Origin of the sequence: Rhodococcus sp. MTM3W5.2, from assembly GCF_001984015.1 — a bacterium.
GTDB lineage: Bacteria > Actinomycetota > Actinomycetes > Mycobacteriales > Mycobacteriaceae > Rhodococcus_G > Rhodococcus_G oryzae.
In genome coordinates this window covers 5,647,393-5,665,081 of the sequence record NZ_CP019572.1, presented here as the reverse complement: position 1 = coordinate 5,665,081, position 17,689 = coordinate 5,647,393, and the positions used below count along the sequence as shown (strand labels likewise).

At 67.8% G+C, this 17,689-nt stretch carries 11 protein-coding genes and 2 pseudogenes; all 13 read left to right on the top strand.

The window, feature by feature from the left end; translation table 11 throughout:
- Positions 1-745 precede the first annotated feature (745 nt).
- The 13 genes and pseudogenes from dnaN to gyrA all read left to right on the top strand — a co-directional run bounded on the left by dnaN (position 746) and on the right by gyrA (position 17,328).
- Positions 746-1,930 carry a DNA polymerase III subunit beta gene (gene dnaN / locus BTZ20_RS26010; RefSeq protein ID WP_077043344.1) on the top strand — a complete coding sequence of 395 codons (1,185 nt, stop codon included), beginning with the start codon at positions 746-748 and terminating at the stop codon, positions 1,928-1,930.
- A 34-nt stretch (positions 1,931-1,964) separates the two neighbouring features.
- Positions 1,965-2,876, top strand: coding sequence for a phosphogluconate dehydrogenase (NAD(+)-dependent, decarboxylating) (gnd, locus tag BTZ20_RS26005; protein ID WP_317616064.1), 912 nt, complete (start codon positions 1,965-1,967; stop codon positions 2,874-2,876).
- Complete coding sequence (recF, locus tag BTZ20_RS26000) at positions 2,877-4,067, top strand: DNA replication/repair protein RecF (RefSeq protein ID WP_077043342.1); 1,191 nt, start codon at positions 2,877-2,879, stop codon at positions 4,065-4,067. It begins immediately after the preceding gene.
- Positions 4,068-4,108: 41 nt separating this feature from the next.
- A pseudogene (locus tag BTZ20_RS25995) lies at positions 4,109-4,695 on the top strand (DUF721 family protein).
- A gap of 104 nt (positions 4,696-4,799) precedes the next feature.
- Positions 4,800-5,707 (top strand): annotated as a pseudogene (locus BTZ20_RS25990) (metal-dependent hydrolase).
- 16 nt (positions 5,708-5,723) lie between these two features.
- A complete protein-coding gene (locus BTZ20_RS25985) occupies positions 5,724-6,821 on the top strand; it encodes a PDR/VanB family oxidoreductase (protein WP_077044020.1) in 1,098 nt (365 codons plus the stop codon).
- Positions 6,822-6,837: 16 nt separating this feature from the next.
- Positions 6,838-7,791, top strand: coding sequence for an alpha/beta fold hydrolase (locus BTZ20_RS25980; protein WP_083742860.1), 954 nt, complete (start codon positions 6,838-6,840; stop codon positions 7,789-7,791).
- Positions 7,792-7,966: 175 nt separating this feature from the next.
- Positions 7,967-9,976 (top strand): DNA topoisomerase (ATP-hydrolyzing) subunit B, encoded by a 2,010-nt coding sequence (gene gyrB, locus BTZ20_RS25975; protein WP_077043341.1) that lies wholly within the window; start codon positions 7,967-7,969, stop codon positions 9,974-9,976.
- A gap of 312 nt (positions 9,977-10,288) precedes the next feature.
- Complete coding sequence (locus BTZ20_RS25970; protein ID WP_077043340.1) at positions 10,289-13,132, top strand: ATP-binding protein; 2,844 nt, start codon at positions 10,289-10,291, stop codon at positions 13,130-13,132.
- A gap of 38 nt (positions 13,133-13,170) precedes the next feature.
- Positions 13,171-13,581: a roadblock/LC7 domain-containing protein gene (locus BTZ20_RS25965; protein WP_077044018.1), complete on the top strand. Its 411-nt coding sequence runs from the start codon at positions 13,171-13,173 to the stop codon at positions 13,579-13,581.
- 13 nt (positions 13,582-13,594) lie between these two features.
- Positions 13,595-13,969 (top strand): DUF742 domain-containing protein, encoded by a 375-nt coding sequence (locus tag BTZ20_RS25960; protein ID WP_077044017.1) that lies wholly within the window; start codon positions 13,595-13,597, stop codon positions 13,967-13,969.
- Between the two features lie 16 nt (positions 13,970-13,985).
- Positions 13,986-14,537, top strand: a complete 552-nt coding sequence (locus BTZ20_RS25955; protein ID WP_077043339.1) for a GTP-binding protein — start codon at positions 13,986-13,988, stop codon at positions 14,535-14,537.
- Between the two features lie 277 nt (positions 14,538-14,814).
- Positions 14,815-17,328, top strand: a complete 2,514-nt coding sequence (gene gyrA / locus BTZ20_RS25950; RefSeq protein WP_077043338.1) for a DNA gyrase subunit A — start codon at positions 14,815-14,817, stop codon at positions 17,326-17,328.
- Positions 17,329-17,689 lie beyond the last annotated feature (361 nt).

Genomic DNA, 17,689 nt, shown 5'->3' with positions numbered 1-17,689 from the left:
CGCTCATCCCTGACGCAATCCCGCGACGTGCGGAAACCGGACTACCCGCGCGGTACCCGCAGGTAGTCCGGCCGCGGAACAGGTAGTGCACTACGCGTGCGTCCCGCCCCCACGATGACGACCATCGTTATAGGTGGGGCGTGCGCCGCAGGGGGTCGCACGCCCCACACCTTTATCCGCCGGCTCCGTGTCACCTGGGCAACTCCGTGTCGTCACCGGAATGACAGCCCTCCACCGAACCGGTAATTCACCCGCCTCGGCGCATTCGACCGTTTCCATGGCCCGTCCTCGGACCCGCCGAGCCCGCGACTCGCCGTCTTTTGTGATCTTCGTGAAAACTACTCACACCTGTGGACAAACATGTGGACAACCCCGTGAACCTGTGGATGAACCGGGATCGAGTGGTGAACAACAAAATCTCATCCACAGCGGACCCCGATCTGTCCACGTTTCGTACCTGGACTGATCCCCATGGCGCCACACCGGCGGACCAGCGGATTACACGCTTCGTCCACAGAATCCACAGTGCCTATTACTACTGCTGATCTCTACTTGTAATTCGCTCTTTGAAAACAGGTCCTGTGGACCGCGACTGCTCACACCCGACCGAACCAGCCGGCTGACCCCCGTTCCGGCGCGGCTTTCGGCTTTCAACTTCGCCGCGAAGGGCATACGGTGTGCTTCTGCCGTGTCACACTGCTGGCATCCGCAGATGTCCATGCCTACGGAGAGGATCAGCCGAGCGATGGAGCTTGGAAGTATGAAGTTTCGTGTCGCTCGGGAGGATTTCGCGGATTCCGTCGCGTGGGTGGCCCGCAGCCTCCCGTCCAGGCCTCCGGTACCTGTTCTCGGCGGTGTTCTGATCGCAGCCGATGACCAGGGTCTGACGATCTCCGGCTTCGACTACGAGGTTTCCGCGCAGGTACGGATCTCCGCCGAGGTCTCCGTTCCAGGAAAATCCCTTGTCTCCGGAAAGCTGCTCGCAGACATCACCCGCTCGCTGCCTGCGAAGCCGGTCGACGTCACCGTCGACGGCACCCGAGTTCTCATTTCCTGTGGCAGCGCCAAGTTCTCGCTGCCCACGATGCCGGTCGAGGACTACCCCCAGTTGCCGGAACTGCCACAGCAGACCGGATCGTTGCCTGTCGACGTCTTCTCCGAGGCCATCAGCCAGGTCGCGATCGCCGCGGGCAAGGACGACACCCTGCCCATGCTGACCGGTATCCGGGTCGAGATCGAGGGCACCAACGTGGTGCTCGCGGCAACCGACCGGTTCCGTCTCGCGGTCCGGCAGATCGAGTGGACCCCGGCAAACCCCGACACCTCCGCAGCCGTCCTGATCCCGGCAAAAACCCTCTCCGAGTCCGCGAAAACCCTTGGTGGAGTTTCGAGTTCACCCGTTGAACTGGCATTTGGCGTGGGCTCCTCGGTCGGATCCGAAGGTTTGCTCGGCATTGTCGGGGAGGGCAGGCGCACCACCACCCGCCTGCTCGACGCCGAGTTCCCGAAGTTCCGCCAGCTGCTGCCGACGGAACACACCGCCATCGCCACGGTCGAGGTGACACCGCTGGTCGAGGCGATCAAGCGTGTGTCCCTCGTCGCCGAGCGTGGTGCCCAGGTCCGGATGCAGTTCTCCGCGGACGGGCTGCTGCTCGCCGCCGGTGGTGACGACGCCGGTCGCGCCGAGGAGGCGCTCGAGGCGCAGTTCCTTGGCGAACCCCTCACCATCGCGTTCAACCCCGGATACCTGATCGACGGCCTCGGTTCGTTGCACACCGAGCGGGTCTCGTTCGGGTTCACCACCCCCAGCAGGCCCGCCGTGCTGCGCCCCGCCCCCGAAGAGGAGCCGGTGCCGGGCGAATCCGGCACGTTCGCTGCGCCCGAAACCGATTACACCTACCTGTTGATGCCCGTCCGCCTGCCCGGCTGACCCGGGAAGGCCGCCGTAGCAGCACCGACCGCGAGTGAAGGGACACCGAACAATGCAGCTGGGACTGGTCGGTCTGGGCAAGATGGGTTTCAACATGCGCGATCGACTGCGCGCGCACGGTCACGAGGTGATCGGCTACGACCCCCGTCCCGAGGTGACCGACGTCGAGTCGTTGGCCGCACTGGCAGGCGCGCTGCAGGCACCCAGGGTGGTCTGGGTGATGGTCCCCTCCGGCACGGTAACCCGCGAGACCATCACCGCGCTGGCCACCGTCCTCGACGCGGGCGACCTGGTGATCGACGGCGGCAATTCCCGCTTCACCGAAGACAAGATTCATGCCGACCTGCTGGCCGAACACGGCATCGGGTACCTCGATTGCGGTGTGTCCGGTGGCATTTGGGGTCTGGAGAACGGATACGGCCTGATGGTCGGCGGCTCGGACGAGGACGTCGCCAGGGTGATGCCGATCTTCGACGCCCTCCGTCCCGAGGGTGAGCGGGCCGATGGATTCGTGCACGCCGGACCGGTCGGCGCCGGGCACTACTCGAAGATGATCCACAACGGCATCGAGTACGGCCTGATGCACGCCTATGCCGAGGGCTTCGAACTGCTCGAGGCCGAGGACCTGGTCACCGACGTGCACGGCGTCCTGCGGGCCTGGACCAAGGGCACCGTCGTCCGTTCCTGGTTGCTCGATCTCCTGGTCAAGGCGCTGGACGAAGACCCCAATTTTGCCGAAATCTCTGGTTACACAGAGGATTCCGGCGAAGGTCGCTGGACCGTCGAGGAAGCGATCAACCACGCCGTTCCTGCCCCGGTGATCTCCGCGGCGCTGTTCGCCCGGTTCGCATCGCGGCAGTCGGACTCGCCCGCGATGAAGGCCGTCTCGGCGCTGCGGAACCAGTTCGGTGGTCACGCGGTGCAGCGGGTGTCGGAATCCGGATAGGTGTTCGTTCGTAAGTTCACGCTCCGGGATTTCCGTTCCTGGGACGCCATCGCGCTGGAACCCGGACCCGGGGTGACCCTGTTCGTCGGGCCGAACGGGCACGGCAAGACCAACCTGCTCGAGGCACTCGGCTACCTGTCCTCCCTGTCCTCGCACCGCGTCTCCACCGATGCTCCGCTCATCCGGGCGGGCGCGCCCCAGGCCCAGATCGGTGCGGTGGTCGTCAACGACGGCCGCGAACTGGCGATCGATCTCGAGATCAACGACGGCCGGGCCAACCGCGCGCGGATGAACGGGTCGCCGGTGCGGCGGCCGCGCGAGATCCTCGGTGTCCTGCGGAGCGTGCTGTTCGCGCCCGAGGATCTGTCCATGGTGCGGGGCGACCCGGGGGATCGGCGCCGCTATCTCGACGAACTGCTCTGCTCCCGGTTGCCGAGGATGGCCGCGGTCAAGGCGGACTACGAGAAGGTGCTGCGGCAGCGATCCGCCCTGCTCAAGACCGCGGGCGGCGCGCTGCGGCGTGGTACCCGATCGACCGATGGTGCGAGTGCCCTTGCCACCCTTGATGTTTGGGACGGGCACCTCGCGGCGCACGGGGCAGAATTGCTGGCGGGCCGGTTGCGGTTGGTTGCCGAGTTGGGCCCGCACGTCGCGAGCTCCTATCGCGGCATCGCCCCGGAGTCCCGGCCGGCCTCGATCCGGTACCGGAGCAGCCTCGGCGACTCGATGCCGCCCGAGCTCGTCGATCCGGACCACCACTGGATCAGGGACGACGTCGAGTTGCTCGAGGCGAGCTTCCTCAACGAGCTGGCCGTGTCGAGGCAGCGCGAGATTGATCGCGGGGTGTGTCTGGTCGGACCGCACCGCGACGACCTCGAGCTCCATCTCGGCGATCAGCCGGCCAAGGGCTTCGCCAGTCACGGCGAGTCCTGGTCGTTCGCCCTCTCACTGCGGCTCGCGGCGTTCGCGTTGTTGCGCGCCGACGGCGCCGATCCGGTGCTGATGCTCGACGACGTCTTCGCCGAGCTCGACCGCACCCGGCGGACAGCGCTGGCCGCGGTGGCCGCGGACGCGGAGCAGGTTCTCATCACCGCGGCCGTCTCGGAGGACGTGCCCGCGGAACTGGAAGCGCGACGGTTCGGCATCGAGGCCGTCAGCACCGCAGCCGGAAGAATCTCCCGACTCGTGTGAGCCTGCCCCTATCATCGACGGACGAACGGAGGCGAGCGCGGATGACAGACGAGTCGAGCCCGGCCGGGGGTGCGGTGCCGGAACCGGGGCAGCCCGCGAGCACCGAACCGGTGCCCGAGCTGCGCGGAATCGACCTCGCCCGGCGGGCGCTGGAAGAGGCGCGCGCGGCCGCGAAGGCGAGCGGGAAATCCGTCGGACAGGGCAGGTCGTCGCCGAAGCCGCGGTTGCGTGCGGGCACCGGTCGACGGGGCTGGTCGGGCGCGGGACCGGACGGACGAGATCCGCAACCGTTCGGGGCCTTGACGGGGTTGGTGGCGAAGAACCGGGGCTGGTCGCCGCGGGTGGCCGAGGGCACGGTCCTCGGTCGTTGGCCGCAGGTCGTCGGCGAGGACATCTCGGCGCATGCCGAACCGGTCGCGCTGCGCGAGGGCGTGCTGAGCATTTCCGCCGAGTCGACGGCCTGGGCCACCCAGCTGCGGATGATGCAGTCCCAGATCCTGGCGAAGATCGCCGCCGCGGTCGGCGACGGGATCGTGACGAGCCTGCGGATCACCGGGCCGAGCGCTCCGAGCTGGCGCAAGGGGAACGGCACATCAAGGGCCGCGGGCCGCGGGACACCTACGGCTGATCGACCCCTAGATGTACGTATAACTCCGTGTTACGGTTACTTCGCCATACAGTGAATGACCCGTGTCACAGGCATCCCGGGATCGGGTGCCGGAGGAGATTCCGATGTCCATCGAGAGCGCGCACCTCACCGCCGTCACCGAGCCGGATCACATCCTTTTGCAGGCCCGTGATGTGGAATTCGACTGGACCGACCTGCCGATGCACTGGATCCCGGGGGATCCGTTCACCACCCACGTCTTCAACGTGCTGCACCTGCTGCTCCCCGCGGGGAGGACTGGTTCGTCGAGACGTTCAAGGAAGCGCTGCCGCTGATCGAGGACGAGAAGTTGCGGGACGACGTCGCCGGCTTCATCGGCCAGGAGGCCATGCACTCGCAGTCGCATGCAGGCGTCCTCGAGCACCTCAAGAAGCAGGGCCTCGATCCCACCCCCTTCACGTCCCAGATGGAATGGGTGTTCTTCCGGCTGCTCGGACCGCGGCCGTTCACCGCCCGGCGCAAGGAGAACTACCTGATCGAGCGCCTCGCCCTGATCGCGGCGATCGAACACATCACCGCCTTCCTCGGCGACTGGGTGCTCAACGCCAAGGGGCTGGACCGGGCGAACCCGCACCCGACCATGCTCGACCTGCTGCGCTGGCACGGATCGGAGGAGGTCGAGCACCGCAGCGTCGCCTACGACCTGATGCGCTACTTCGACAAGCGCGAATCCCGACGACTCCGCACCCAGCTCGTGGCCACCCCGGCGATCGTGTACCTCTGGGTTCGGGGCACCCGGTTCCTGATGGCGAACGATCCCGAGCTCGCCCAGTGGGCGCCGCACCGGCGCAAGCCGCACCTCTCCGACTACCTGGCAGCGGGCAGGCGAGGTGTCCTGCCCGGCCCGAGGGAGCTCGCCGTGCGGATGGGCCGCTACTTCAGCCGCTCGTACCACCCGTCGCAGGAGGGATCCACCGCGCAGGCCGTCGCCTACCTCGCCTCCTCGCCCGCCGCCCAGGCCGCGGTCCGGTAGCGCCGAGATGACGACGATGAGCGCCGAACGGGCACGCAATATCGAGGGCCGGCCCCGGGACCTGCGCGGACGCGACCGCAACGATCGGGTGATGACGGCCCTCGGCTCGTTCGTGGACAGGTACCTCGGGGTGGTGGCCCGCTTCGACTACAAGCCGGAGCACGCAGGCCACAACCCGGACACCGCGATGACCCTGGTGGTGTCCGAGCGGACGATCGTGGCCCAGGACGAGAACGTCGCGGCGCTGACCTTCGCCGCACCGGACGGCGCCGAGCTGCCTGCGTGGCAGCCCGGCTGCCACCTGGACTTCCACCTCCCGTCCGGGCGTCGCAGGCAGTACTCGCTCTGCGGGGATCCGGCGGACCGGACCCACTACCGCATCGCGGTGCGCTCGATTCCGGACGGCGGCGGTGGCTCGATCGAGATGCACGGTCTGCAGCCGGGGACCACGGTGACCGTCCGCGGGCCCCGCAACGGGTTCCCGTTCGTCGGTGAGGGAAAGGCGCTGTTCATCGCGGGCGGCATCGGCATCACGCCGATCCTGGCGATGGTGCGGGCCGCTCGCGCGATCGGGATGGACTGGCAGTTCGTCTACTCCGGCCGTTCGCGGGAGTCGATGCCCTTCCTGGACGAGATCGAATCATGGGATCCAGCAAGGGTTTTCGTACGCCCGGATGATGAGTACGGGATCCCGACCGAGGAGGATCTGCTGGGTCGCGCGGTCGCGGGAGGAGCCGTCTACTGCTGCGGCCCGACCCCGATGCTCGAGACCGTGCGCAGGGCTTTCGCGGACAGTGCCGCGACCTCGCTGCACTTCGAGAGGTTCGGTGCGCCACCGGTTTTGGACGGATCCGAGTTCGAGGTCCAGCTCGCGAGCACGGGCGAGGTACTCGCCGTGCCCGCCGACGCCTCCGCCCTGTCGGTGATCAAGGAGCGGCTGCCCGGCGTCGGGTACTCGTGCCAGCAGGGATTCTGCGGGACCTGCAAGGTCCGGGTCATCTCGGGCGAACCGGACCATCGCGAGACCCGTCTGACCGACGAGGAGCGCGAGGATTCGATGCTGATCTGCGTGTCCCGATCGACCGGGTCCGAGCGCCTGGTCCTCGATCTCTGACGGTAAGGACTATCCAATGACCAACAGTGCCAACGACTCTCACTCGGTCAGGCCGGCAGTTGCCCGCACCGTCCGCAGCGGCTCGGTCGAGCTGGCGGTATTCGAGCAGGGCAATCCGACCGGACCGACACTGGTGCTGGTGCACGGCTGGCCGGACACCCACCAGCTCTGGGAGCACGTCGTCCCGCACCTGACGGACCGGTTCCGGGTGGTCAGCTACGACACCCGCGGTTCGGGCCGGTCCACGGTGCCGACCGCGGTCGCGGACTACCGGCTGGAGTTCCTGGCCCAGGATCTGTTCGCGGTGCTCGATGCCGTCAGCCCCGATCGGCCCGTGCATCTGCTGGCCCACGACTGGGGATCGGTGGAGAGCTGGCAGGCGGTGTGCGAGCCGGGCGCCGAGCGCCGGATCGCGTCGTACACCTCCGTCTCGGGTCCCAACCTCGACCACCTGGGGACCTGGCTGCGTGCCGGGTTCTCCAACCCGACCCCGCGAGGGGTCTACAAGCGCCTGACCCAGGCCGTCGCCTCGGCGTACACGGTGTTGTTCCAGACGCCGGGGCTCGGACCACTGCCGTTCCGCCTCGGCATGTCGCGGATCTGGCCGACCTTCCTGCGCTTCTTCGATGGCCTGGACCCGGCGCTCGTGCACCCCGCTCCGACCCTGCGCTCGGACATGATCAACGGACTCAAGCGGTACCGGGCCAACATCCGGCCGAAGCTGCGACACCCGGCGGATCGGCGCACCACGGTTCCTGTCCAGCTGATCCTGAGCACGCGCGACCGCGCGGTGCGTCCCGTCGGCTACGAGGACATCGATCGGTGGGTGTCGGACCTGCGGCGCCGCGAGATCCCGGCCGGTCACTGGTCCCCGATCTCCCATGCGGCCGACCTCGCTCGCCTGACCGTGGAGTTCGTCGACGGCGTCATCGCGAGGGACAGTGGGGACGGTACCGCCGCCAACTTCTGATCGCGCCACCCAGCTTCCGACCTACCGAAGAGGTCGAAAATGCGCCCACGGGGCCGTCAGGGGTGTCATTGGCGGCCCCGACCACGCACGTAACAGTAAGATGGGCCGGAGTACCACGCGGCCGAGCTCGACAGGCCGCGACCGCCTTGGAGACGAGAAGGAGTGCAACCCGCCCGTGGCTGCCCAAAAATCAGACAAGAGCACTCCCAACAAGGACTACGGCGCCTCCTCCATCACCGTTCTCGAGGGGCTCGAGGCGGTGCGCAAGCGCCCCGGCATGTACATCGGTTCCACCGGTGAGCGGGGCCTGCACCACCTGATCTGGGAGGTCGTCGACAACTCGGTCGACGAGGCGATGGCCGGCTACGCCAGCACCGTCGGGGTCACGCTCCTGGCGGACGGCGGCATCCAGGTCGTCGACGACGGCCGTGGCATCCCGGTCGCCATGCACGCCTCCGGTGTCCCCACCGTCGAGGTCGTCATGACCCAGCTGCACGCAGGCGGCAAGTTCGACTCCGACTCGTACGCGGTCTCCGGCGGCCTGCACGGCGTCGGCATCTCGGTGGTGAACGCGCTGTCGACCAAGGTCGAGCTCACGATCGCGCGCGACGGTCACGAGTGGTCGCAGACCTACACGATGGCGGTACCGGGCGAGCTGGTCCAGGGCGAGGCCACCAAGCGGACCGGCACCACCACCCGGTTCTGGGCGGACCCGGACATCTTCGAGACCACGACCTACAGCGCGGAGACCGTCGCCCGCCGGCTCCAGGAGATGGCGTTCCTCAACAAGGGCCTGACCATCACCCTGACCGACGAGCGGATCACCGACGAGGAGGTCGCCGCCGAGGTCGAGTACGAGACGGGCGAGACCAAGACGCCCGAGGTGCAGTCGGTGCGCACCCGCACCTACCACTACCCCGGCGGCCTCGAGGACTACGTGCGGCACATCAACCGCACCAAGCAGGCGATCCACAACTCGGTGGTCGGGTTCACCGGGAAGGGCACCGGGCACGAGCTCGAGGTCGCGATGCAGTGGAACTCCGGTTACTCGGAGTCGGTGCACACCTTCGCCAACACCATCAACACCCACGAGGGCGGCACCCACGAGGAGGGCTTCCGCGCGGCGCTCACCGCGACCGTCAACAAGTATGCCCTCGACAAGAAGCTGCTCAAGGACAAGGACCCGAAGCTCACCGGCGACGACATCCGCGAGGGCCTCGCGGCGATCATCTCGGTGAAGGTGGCCGAGCCGCAGTTCGAGGGTCAGACCAAGACCAAGCTCGGCAACACCGAGGTCAAGTCGTTCGTGCAGAAGGCCTGCAACGAACACCTCTCGCACTGGTTCGAGTCCAACCCGGCCGACGCGAAGACGATCGTCAACAAGGCGGTGTCCTCGGCCCAGGCGCGCGTCGCGGCCCGCAAGGCCCGCGAGTTGGTGCGACGCAAGAGCGCGACCGACCTGGGCGGGTTGCCGGGCAAGCTGGCCGACTGCCGCTCGAACGACCCGAGCAAGTCCGAGATCTACATCGTGGAGGGCGACTCCGCAGGCGGCTCGGCGAAGTCCGGCCGCGACTCGATGTACCAGGCGATCCTCCCGCTGCGCGGCAAGATCATCAACGTCGAGAAGGCCAGGATCGACCGCGTCCTCAAGAACAACGAGGTCCAGTCGATCATCACGGCGTTCGGTACCGGCATCCACGACGAGTTCGACATCGCGAAGCTGCGGTACCACAAGATCGTGCTGATGGCCGACGCCGACGTCGACGGCCAGCACATCTCGACGCTGCTGATGACGCTGCTTTTCCGCTTCATGCGGCCGCTCATCGAGCACGGCCACGTCTACCTCGCGCAGCCGCCGCTGTACAAGCTGAAGTGGCAGCGGTCCGAGCCGGAGTTCGCGTACTCCGACCGTGAGCGCGACGGCCTGCTCGAGGCCGGCATGCAGTCGGGCAAGAAGATCAACAAGGACGACGGCATCCAGCGCTACAAGGGCCTCGGCGAGATGAACGCCAAGGAGCTGTGGGAGACCACGATGGATCCGAGCGTCCGGGTGCTCCGCCTCGTGACCCTCGACGATGCCGCCGCCGCCGACGAGTTGTTCAGTGTCTTGATGGGCGAGGACGTCGAGGCCCGGCGCAGCTTCATCACCCGCAATGCGAAGGATGTCCGTTTCCTGGACGTCTGATCAGTCCCATCAGCCGGGTCGAGTATTGTGATCTGAGTCACAATGCTCGACCCGGCTGATTGCGTCCTGGTGCCTGTGGTGCCAGTGATGCCGGTTACGTCGCTATTTTCTCGGCTTCAACTACCTGTATAACGAAACGATAACTTCTTGGGAACATTCAAATGTCGACGTGTAACGCTTGGGCATCTACACTTCTGTACCGCCTAGGCGTCTGTCTCGACTCGTACCCCGGCGAACTCGCTTTCCGCGATCGGGCGTACGGCACGAATGCAGGCCGTCGTGCCGCACCTGGGAGGAAAGTGAGTTTGCAACATGAACACTGAGACGCCGCCGCCGAACAGGCTGTGGAACCTCGAGGGCTGGGGCCTGCGGTGGAAGGTCGCCGCGGTGCTCGCGGTCCCGCTCACCGTTGCCGTCGTGCTGGGCGGACTGCGGGTTCAGAACGAGGTCAGTCAGGCGCTGGAGTTCCGCAACCAGGCAAAACAGGTCGCGGATATTCCCGAGATCGTCGACCTCGGCACCATCTTCGGCACCGTCTCCGCGGGCTACGCGACGAAGACGGTGACCAACGAGGACATCGTCGCGATGGAGAAGGCGATCGTCGCGGCCAAGGCTGCGACCTTCAACCCGTCCTTCCCCGGCTCCGTCACCGAGAAGTTGCAGAACGCACTGGTCGGGATCGAGAAGATCCGCGATGACGTCAACAACGGCGTCAACGACCCCGAGCTCCCCGCCAAGACCGCAGCCATCCGTGCGGACATGACCGACATCGTCGACGAGGTCATCCTCCCCATCGACGATGCCGAGGTCCTCAACGCGCACGACCGTCTGGTGGGTGTCTGGGCGGCCCAGCGCCGGCTCGCCGACCAGGTCACCGCGGCGCTCGACGTGCTCAAGAACCCGAACGCCCCGCTGAACGCCCTGTACGCGGCGGCGGGCGCGGAGCGGGCGATGATCGACGTTCTCGCCCGGTCGTACCCCGATGCCGACGCACAGATCCAGGAACTGCGGGATCGCAACCGTGCCCGGGTCGACATCATCGACGGGGCCGTTGGCGGCCCGCTGCCGCTGCTCGAGCTTCGCGCCTCGATGCTCGAGAGCGTCAAGATCTACGGCACGATGCTCGAGGAATCCACCCATACGATCGCGTCCACGGTCGCCGAGCGTGAGCAGGAAACGACCAGCGCCGCGATCCGTGACTCGCTCGTCGTTCTCGGCACCCTGATCGCGGCGACGGTGCTCGGACTGCTGGTGGCCCGGTCGCTGATCAACCCCATCCGCCGGCTGCGCCGCGGCGCCCTCCAGGTGGCCAACCACGACCTGCCCGATGCGATCGATCGCATCAAGGACGGCGACGACACCGGGGTCATGGAGTTCGACCCCGTGCCCGTGCAGACCACCGAGGAGATCGGTCAGCTCGCACGCGCCGTCGACGATATTCACGGCCAGGCCCTGCGGCTCGCCGGTGAGCAGGCACACCTGCGCCTGCGGATCGCCGACATGTTCGAGACGCTGGCCCGGCGGAGCAAGTCGCTGGTCGACCAGCAGCTCGGACTGATCGAGAACCTGGAGTTCGAGGAGAAGGACCCCAAGCGACTGGAGAGCCTGTTCCGGCTCGACCACCTCGCCGCCCGCATGCGCAGGAACGGCGAGAACCTGCTGATCCTGTCGGGCACCAGGACCCGTCGCGGTCATTCCGCACCGGTTCAGGTCGGTGACGTCGTGCGTGCCGCGATGTCCGAGGTCGAGGACTACCAGCGGGTCGAGGTCAAGGCAACGCCGCAGGGTGCCATCAGCGGCGCCGTCGCCACCGACATCGTGCACCTGCTCGCCGAGCTGCTGGACAACTCGCTGCGGGCGTCTCCGCCGGACAGCAAGGTGACCTTCAACTTCTCGCGGGCCGTCGACGGCGGGCTCCTGCTCGAGATCACGGACCGCGGAATCGGCATCCCGGCGGCGGAGATGGCGGTCATCAACGACCGCCTCGCCTCAGGTGGCGAGGTCAGCCCCGAGACGGCCCGCCACATGGGTCTGTTCGTGGCCAGCCGGCTCGCCGACCAGCACGGGCTCACCGTGCGGATGCGGCCGACCTTCGACACCGTCCGCAACCAGGGCGTGACGGTCAGCGTGCACATTCCGCACACGGCACTCGTCTCGTCGATGACGATGGGGATGACGGGCCCGCAGGGCAGGGTCGATTCCGACGGATACCCGGTCACCGGCGAACAGGCCGCCGTCGCGGAACCTTCCGTCCCGGTCACCGTCACCGTTGGTCCCGGACCGTTGACCACGGGTCCGATCGGTCTGCCGCAGCGCACTCCTGCGGAGCCGAACGGTCTGCCGCAGCGGACCCCGGCCGAGCCGAACGGTCTGCCGCAGCGCGCCCCGGTCGAGCCGAACGGTCTGCCGCGGCGCACCCCGGCGATGCTGGGGGTTCTGCCGCAGCGCGCCCCGGTCGAGCCGGAGGGCCTGCCTCAGCGCGGTCCGTCCGCGCCGAGCCCCTCGCCGCAGCCGAGTCCACTGGCGCCGCCTGCCGGTCTCCCGCAGCGGACCCCCGGTGCCAGCGGTCTGCCTCAGCGCACCCCGGGAGCGACGACCGGTCTGCCTCAGCTCAATCCCGAGGTGAGCACTCCCGTGCCCGCTCCGGCTCCGGCCGCGCCGACTCTCGAGTCGGCTCCGGCGGCTCCGGCGGCTCCGGCGGCAAAGCCGGAGAGCGTGGAAGCGGCGGGCACCACGCAGCACCGCTACCGCGTCAACTCGCAGAAGACCGCGTCGTTCTTCCAGCCGCGCGCGAACGTCGAGCCGCTGCGCCCGATCCTGCACCCGCAGGAGACCACGCCGATCTTCAGCGGCATGGTCTCGGACTGGTTGACGACGCCGACGCCGGGGGAGGGCAACAAGAACTGGACCTCGGCCGCGGACGAGGGCTGGAACGCCGCGGAGCGCGCCAGCGCCCCTCGGGTCGAGGCCCGTACCGAGTCCGGACTCCCGCAGCGGCAGCCGGGACACCAGTTGGTTCCTGGTGGAGTCGACGGGGCTGACAAGATCACTGTCAAGCTGCGCGACCCGGAGGCCATCCGCGAGAAGCTCAGCCGCCACCAAAAGGGCATCCGCGACGGTCGTGCCGCCGGCCATGCCGAACGCAACAGCATCTAAGGAGACAGATGAACATGGATCAGGGATCCGCGCTCAACATGGATCAGGGATCCGCGGGCGGCTACTCGCTCGATTGGTTGGTTTCGAACTTCGCGCGTGAGGTGCCGGGCGTCTCGCACGCCGTGCTGGTGTCGGCGGACGGCCTGCTCATGGCCGGAAGTGCGCACCTGCCGCTGGACCGCGCCGAGCAGCTGGCGGCGGTCACGTCGGGGCTGGCGAGCCTGTCGGCCGGGGTCTCCCGGCTGTTCGAGGGCGGCGGCGTCCTCCAGTCCGTCGTCGAGATGCAGCACGGGTACCTGCTGCTGATGAGCGTCGGCGACGGCTCGCACCTCGCCACGCTCACCTCGTCGGGCTGCGACATCGGCCAGGTCGGTTACGAGATGGCACTCCTGGTCGATCGCGTCGGCGCCTCCGTGCAGGCGACGCCGCGAGCCGGTATCGGGACCTGATTCCGAGGTGGCCATGGACGAGCAGCACAACGCAGAGACGGGGACCGGGCCCAGCCTGGTCCGGCCGTACTCCCTCACATCAGGGCGCACGAAACCCGCGGTGGAGCTGGCGCTTGAGGCGCTGATCCAGGTTCTGCCCGATCCGGAGAACCGGAACTGGGAGCTGGGCGACATCGAGGCGACCATCGTGGTGTTGTGCGCGCAATCGCCCTCGCTCGCGGAGATCGCCGCTCGGGTCGGCGTCCCCATCGGGGTCGCGCGCGTGCTGGTGGCGGACCTCGTCGAGGCCGGCCACCTACGAATCCTGGCCACTCTGCAAGAAGACGCGAGCGACAGCGAGCGTCGGGAACTCATTGAAAGGGTCCTCGGTGGACTTCGCCAAATCTAGCGCCCAGCAGAATCGGGTGACCTCGACAAAGATCGTGATCGCCGGCGGATTCGGCGTGGGCAAGACAACCCTGGTCGGGGCCGTCTCCGAGATCGTGCCGCTCCGGACCGAGGCGCTGGTGACGAACGCCTCCGATGGCGTCGACAACCTCACCGGGATCCCGCAGAAGGCCACCACGACCGTCGCGATGGACTTCGGCCGCATCAGCCTGGCCGACGACCTGGTCCTGTACCTGTTCGGGACGCCGGGACAGCACCGGTTCTGGTTCATGTGGGACGACCTGATCCGCGGCGCCATCGGCGCGATCGTGCTGATCGACACCCGCAGGCTCGACGAGAGCTTCGCCGCCGTCGATTTCTTCGAGGCCCGTAAGCTGCCGTTCCTGGTTGCCGTCAACGAGTTCGACGACGCACCGCGCTACCCGCTCGAGGACATCCGGCAGGCCCTCGCGGTGTCGGCCGATGTGCCGATCATGTCCATCGACGCCCGCGATCGGGAGTCGGCCAAGGGTGGATTGGTCGCGATCACCGAGTACGCCCTGCGTCGGCTCGGTCAGCCGGTCGGGTAACTCTCCTTTCTTGCTGTTCGGTGCCGCGATGCGTGGTGTCCGCCCCCGGCCTCCCGTCCTCGACGGGGGGCCGGTTCCGACTTCGGGTGACCCGGTGATCGACGGATCGACCTGCGGACTCGAGCGCCGTCGCGGTGTGTTCGCCGTGGTAACTGCCGACAATCCGCGAGTGATGCCGGGTCTAGCTGACCTGCACCTATAGACTCGGGTGGTTGCGCGACATCCTGCGAGGCGGCCAGTCCGCGAGGAGACGCGAAGCCGAGTAGAAGAGGAGCTCATGACCGACACCACGTTGCCGCCTGAGGGGACGGGGCACGACCGCATCGAGCCCGTCGACATTCAGCAAGAGATGCAGAGCAGCTACATCGACTACGCCATGAGCGTGATCGTGGGCCGTGCTCTGCCGGACGTGCGCGACGGCCTCAAGCCCGTGCACCGCCGCGTGCTCTATGCGATGTACGACAACGGGTACCGCCCGGACCGCGGCTACGTGAAATCCGCGCGACCGGTCGCCGACACGATGGGTAACTACCACCCGCACGGCGACACCTCGATCTACGACACGCTGGTCCGTATGGCCCAGCCGTGGTCGCTGCGTTACCCGCTCGTCGACGGCCAGGGCAACTTCGGCTCCCGTGGCAACGACGGCGCGGCCGCGATGCGTTACACCGAGTGCAGGCTCACGCCGCTCGCGATGGAGATGCTCCGCGAAATCGACCACGACACCGTCGATTTCGCGCCGAACTACGACGGCAAGACGCAAGAGCCGACGGTTCTCCCCAGCCGTATCCCCAACCTGTTGATCAATGGTTCCGGCGGCATCGCCGTCGGTATGGCCACCAACATCCCGCCGCACAACCTGCGCGAGGTCGCGGAGGCCATCTACTGGGCGCTCGAGAACTACGAGGCCGACGAGGAAGCCACCCTGGCGGCGGTGATGGAGCGGATCAAGGGACCTGACTTCCCGACCGCGGGCCTGATCGTCGGCGGCCAGGGCATCAGCGACGCGTACCACACCGGCCGCGGCTCGGTCCGGATGCGCGGCGTCGTGGAGATCGAGGAGGACGCCAAGGGGCGCACCACGATCGTGATCACCGAGCTGCCCTACCAGGTGAACCCGGACAACCTGATCACCTCGATCGCCGAGCAGGTGCGGGACGCGAAGATCGCCGGCATCTCCGACATCCACGACGAGTCCTCGGATCGCGTCGGCATGCGGATCGTCGTCACCGTCAAGCGTGACGCGGTGGCGAAGGTGGTGCTCAACAACCTCTACAAGCACACCCAGCTGCAGACCAGCTTCGGCTGCAACATGCTCTCCATCGTCGACGGGGTGCCGCGCACCCTGCGGCTGGATCAGATGATCCGTCTCTACACCACGCACCAGCTCGAAGTGATCGTCCGGCGCACCAGGTACCTGCTGCGCAAGGCGGAGGAGCGGGCCCACATCCTGCGCGGCCTGGTCAAGGCGCTCGACGCGCTCGACGAGGTCATCGCGCTCATCCGGGCGTCGCAGACCGTCGACATCGCCAGGGCCGGGCTGATCGAGCTGCTCACCGTCGACGAGATCCAGGCCGATGCCATCCTCGCGATGCAGCTGCGCCGCCTCGCGGCCCTCGAGCGTCAGAAGATCATCGACGAACTCGCCGAGATCGAGCGCGAGATCGCGGATTACCAGGACATCCTGGCCAAGCCGGAGCGTCAGCGCGCGATCGTGCGCGACGAGCTCAAGGAGATCGTCGACAAGTACGGCGACGACCGGCGTACCCGCATCATCGCGGCCGACGGTGACGTCAACGACGAGGACCTGATCGCCCGCGAGGACGTGGTGGTCACCATCACCGAGACCGGGTACGCCAAGCGCACCAAGACCGATCTCTACCGGTCGCAGAAGCGCGGCGGCAAGGGCGTCCAGGGCGCCGGGCTCAAGCAGGACGACATCGTCAAGCACTTCTTCGTCAGCTCGACCCACGACTGGATCCTGTTCTTCACCACGAAGGGCCGGGTGTACAGGGCGAAGGCCTACGAGCTGCCCGAGGCCAGCCGCACCGCACGCGGCCAGCACGTCGCGAACCTGCTCGCCTTCCAGCCGGACGAGCGGATCGCCCAGATCATCCAGATCAAGACCTACGAGGACGCGCCGTACCTGGTGCTCGCCACCCGCAACGGCCTGGTCAAGAAGTCGAAGCTGACCGACTTCGATTCCAACAGGAGCGGCGGCATCGTCGCGGTGAACCTGCGCGGCGAGGACGAGCTGGTCGGCGCCGTGCTCGCCTCCTCGGAGGACGATCTGCTGCTGGTGTCGGCGCAGGGTCAGTCGATCCGCTTCTCCGCCACCGATGAGGCGCTGCGGCCGATGGGCCGCGCCACCTCCGGCGTGCAGGGCATGCGCTTCAACGGCGACGACGAGCTGCTCTCGCTGAACGTCGTGCGTGACGGCACCTACCTCCTGGTCGCGACCTCGGGCGGGTACTCGAAGCGCACCGCGATGGAGGACTACCCGGTCCAGGGCCGCGGCGGCAAGGGCGTGCTGACGATTCAGTACGACAAGCGCCGTGGCACCCTGGTCGGGGCGCTCATCGTCGACGACGACGACGAGCTCTACGCCATCACCTCCGGCGGGGGAGTGATCCGCACCGCGGCCAAGCAGGTGCGGAAGGCCGGCCGACAGACCAAGGGCGTGCGGTTGATGAATCTCGGGGACGGTGACACCCTGCTCGCGATCGCGCGCAACGCCGATGAACCCGATGAGTCCGACACCGCCGCGAGTGACGGATCGAAGGAGTCGTAGTGACCACTCCCAACCAGCCCGGCAGCGACCGGCAGGGGTCACCTGCCGGTCCGGGCGCTCAGCCGCAGGCAGGTAAGCCGGAGGGGGCGAACGGGACTCCGTCACCGGCGCCGTCGACCCCGGCTCCGGCCAAGCCCGACGCTCCTGCGGCGGCGTCGGCGGCACCGGGACAGCCTGCCGCCCCCGCGCAGCAGGCCCCCGCCACGGCTCCCGGCCAGGACCGTCCGGCCCCGCCCGCACAGGGCACGGGCCAGACCCCGCCGCGCCCGCAGGGGCAGGCGCCGCAGGGGCAGCAGCCGACCGGACCGTCCCGTCCGGCGCAGGCTGCGCCGTCCGGCACGACACCGGCAACGCCCGCGCA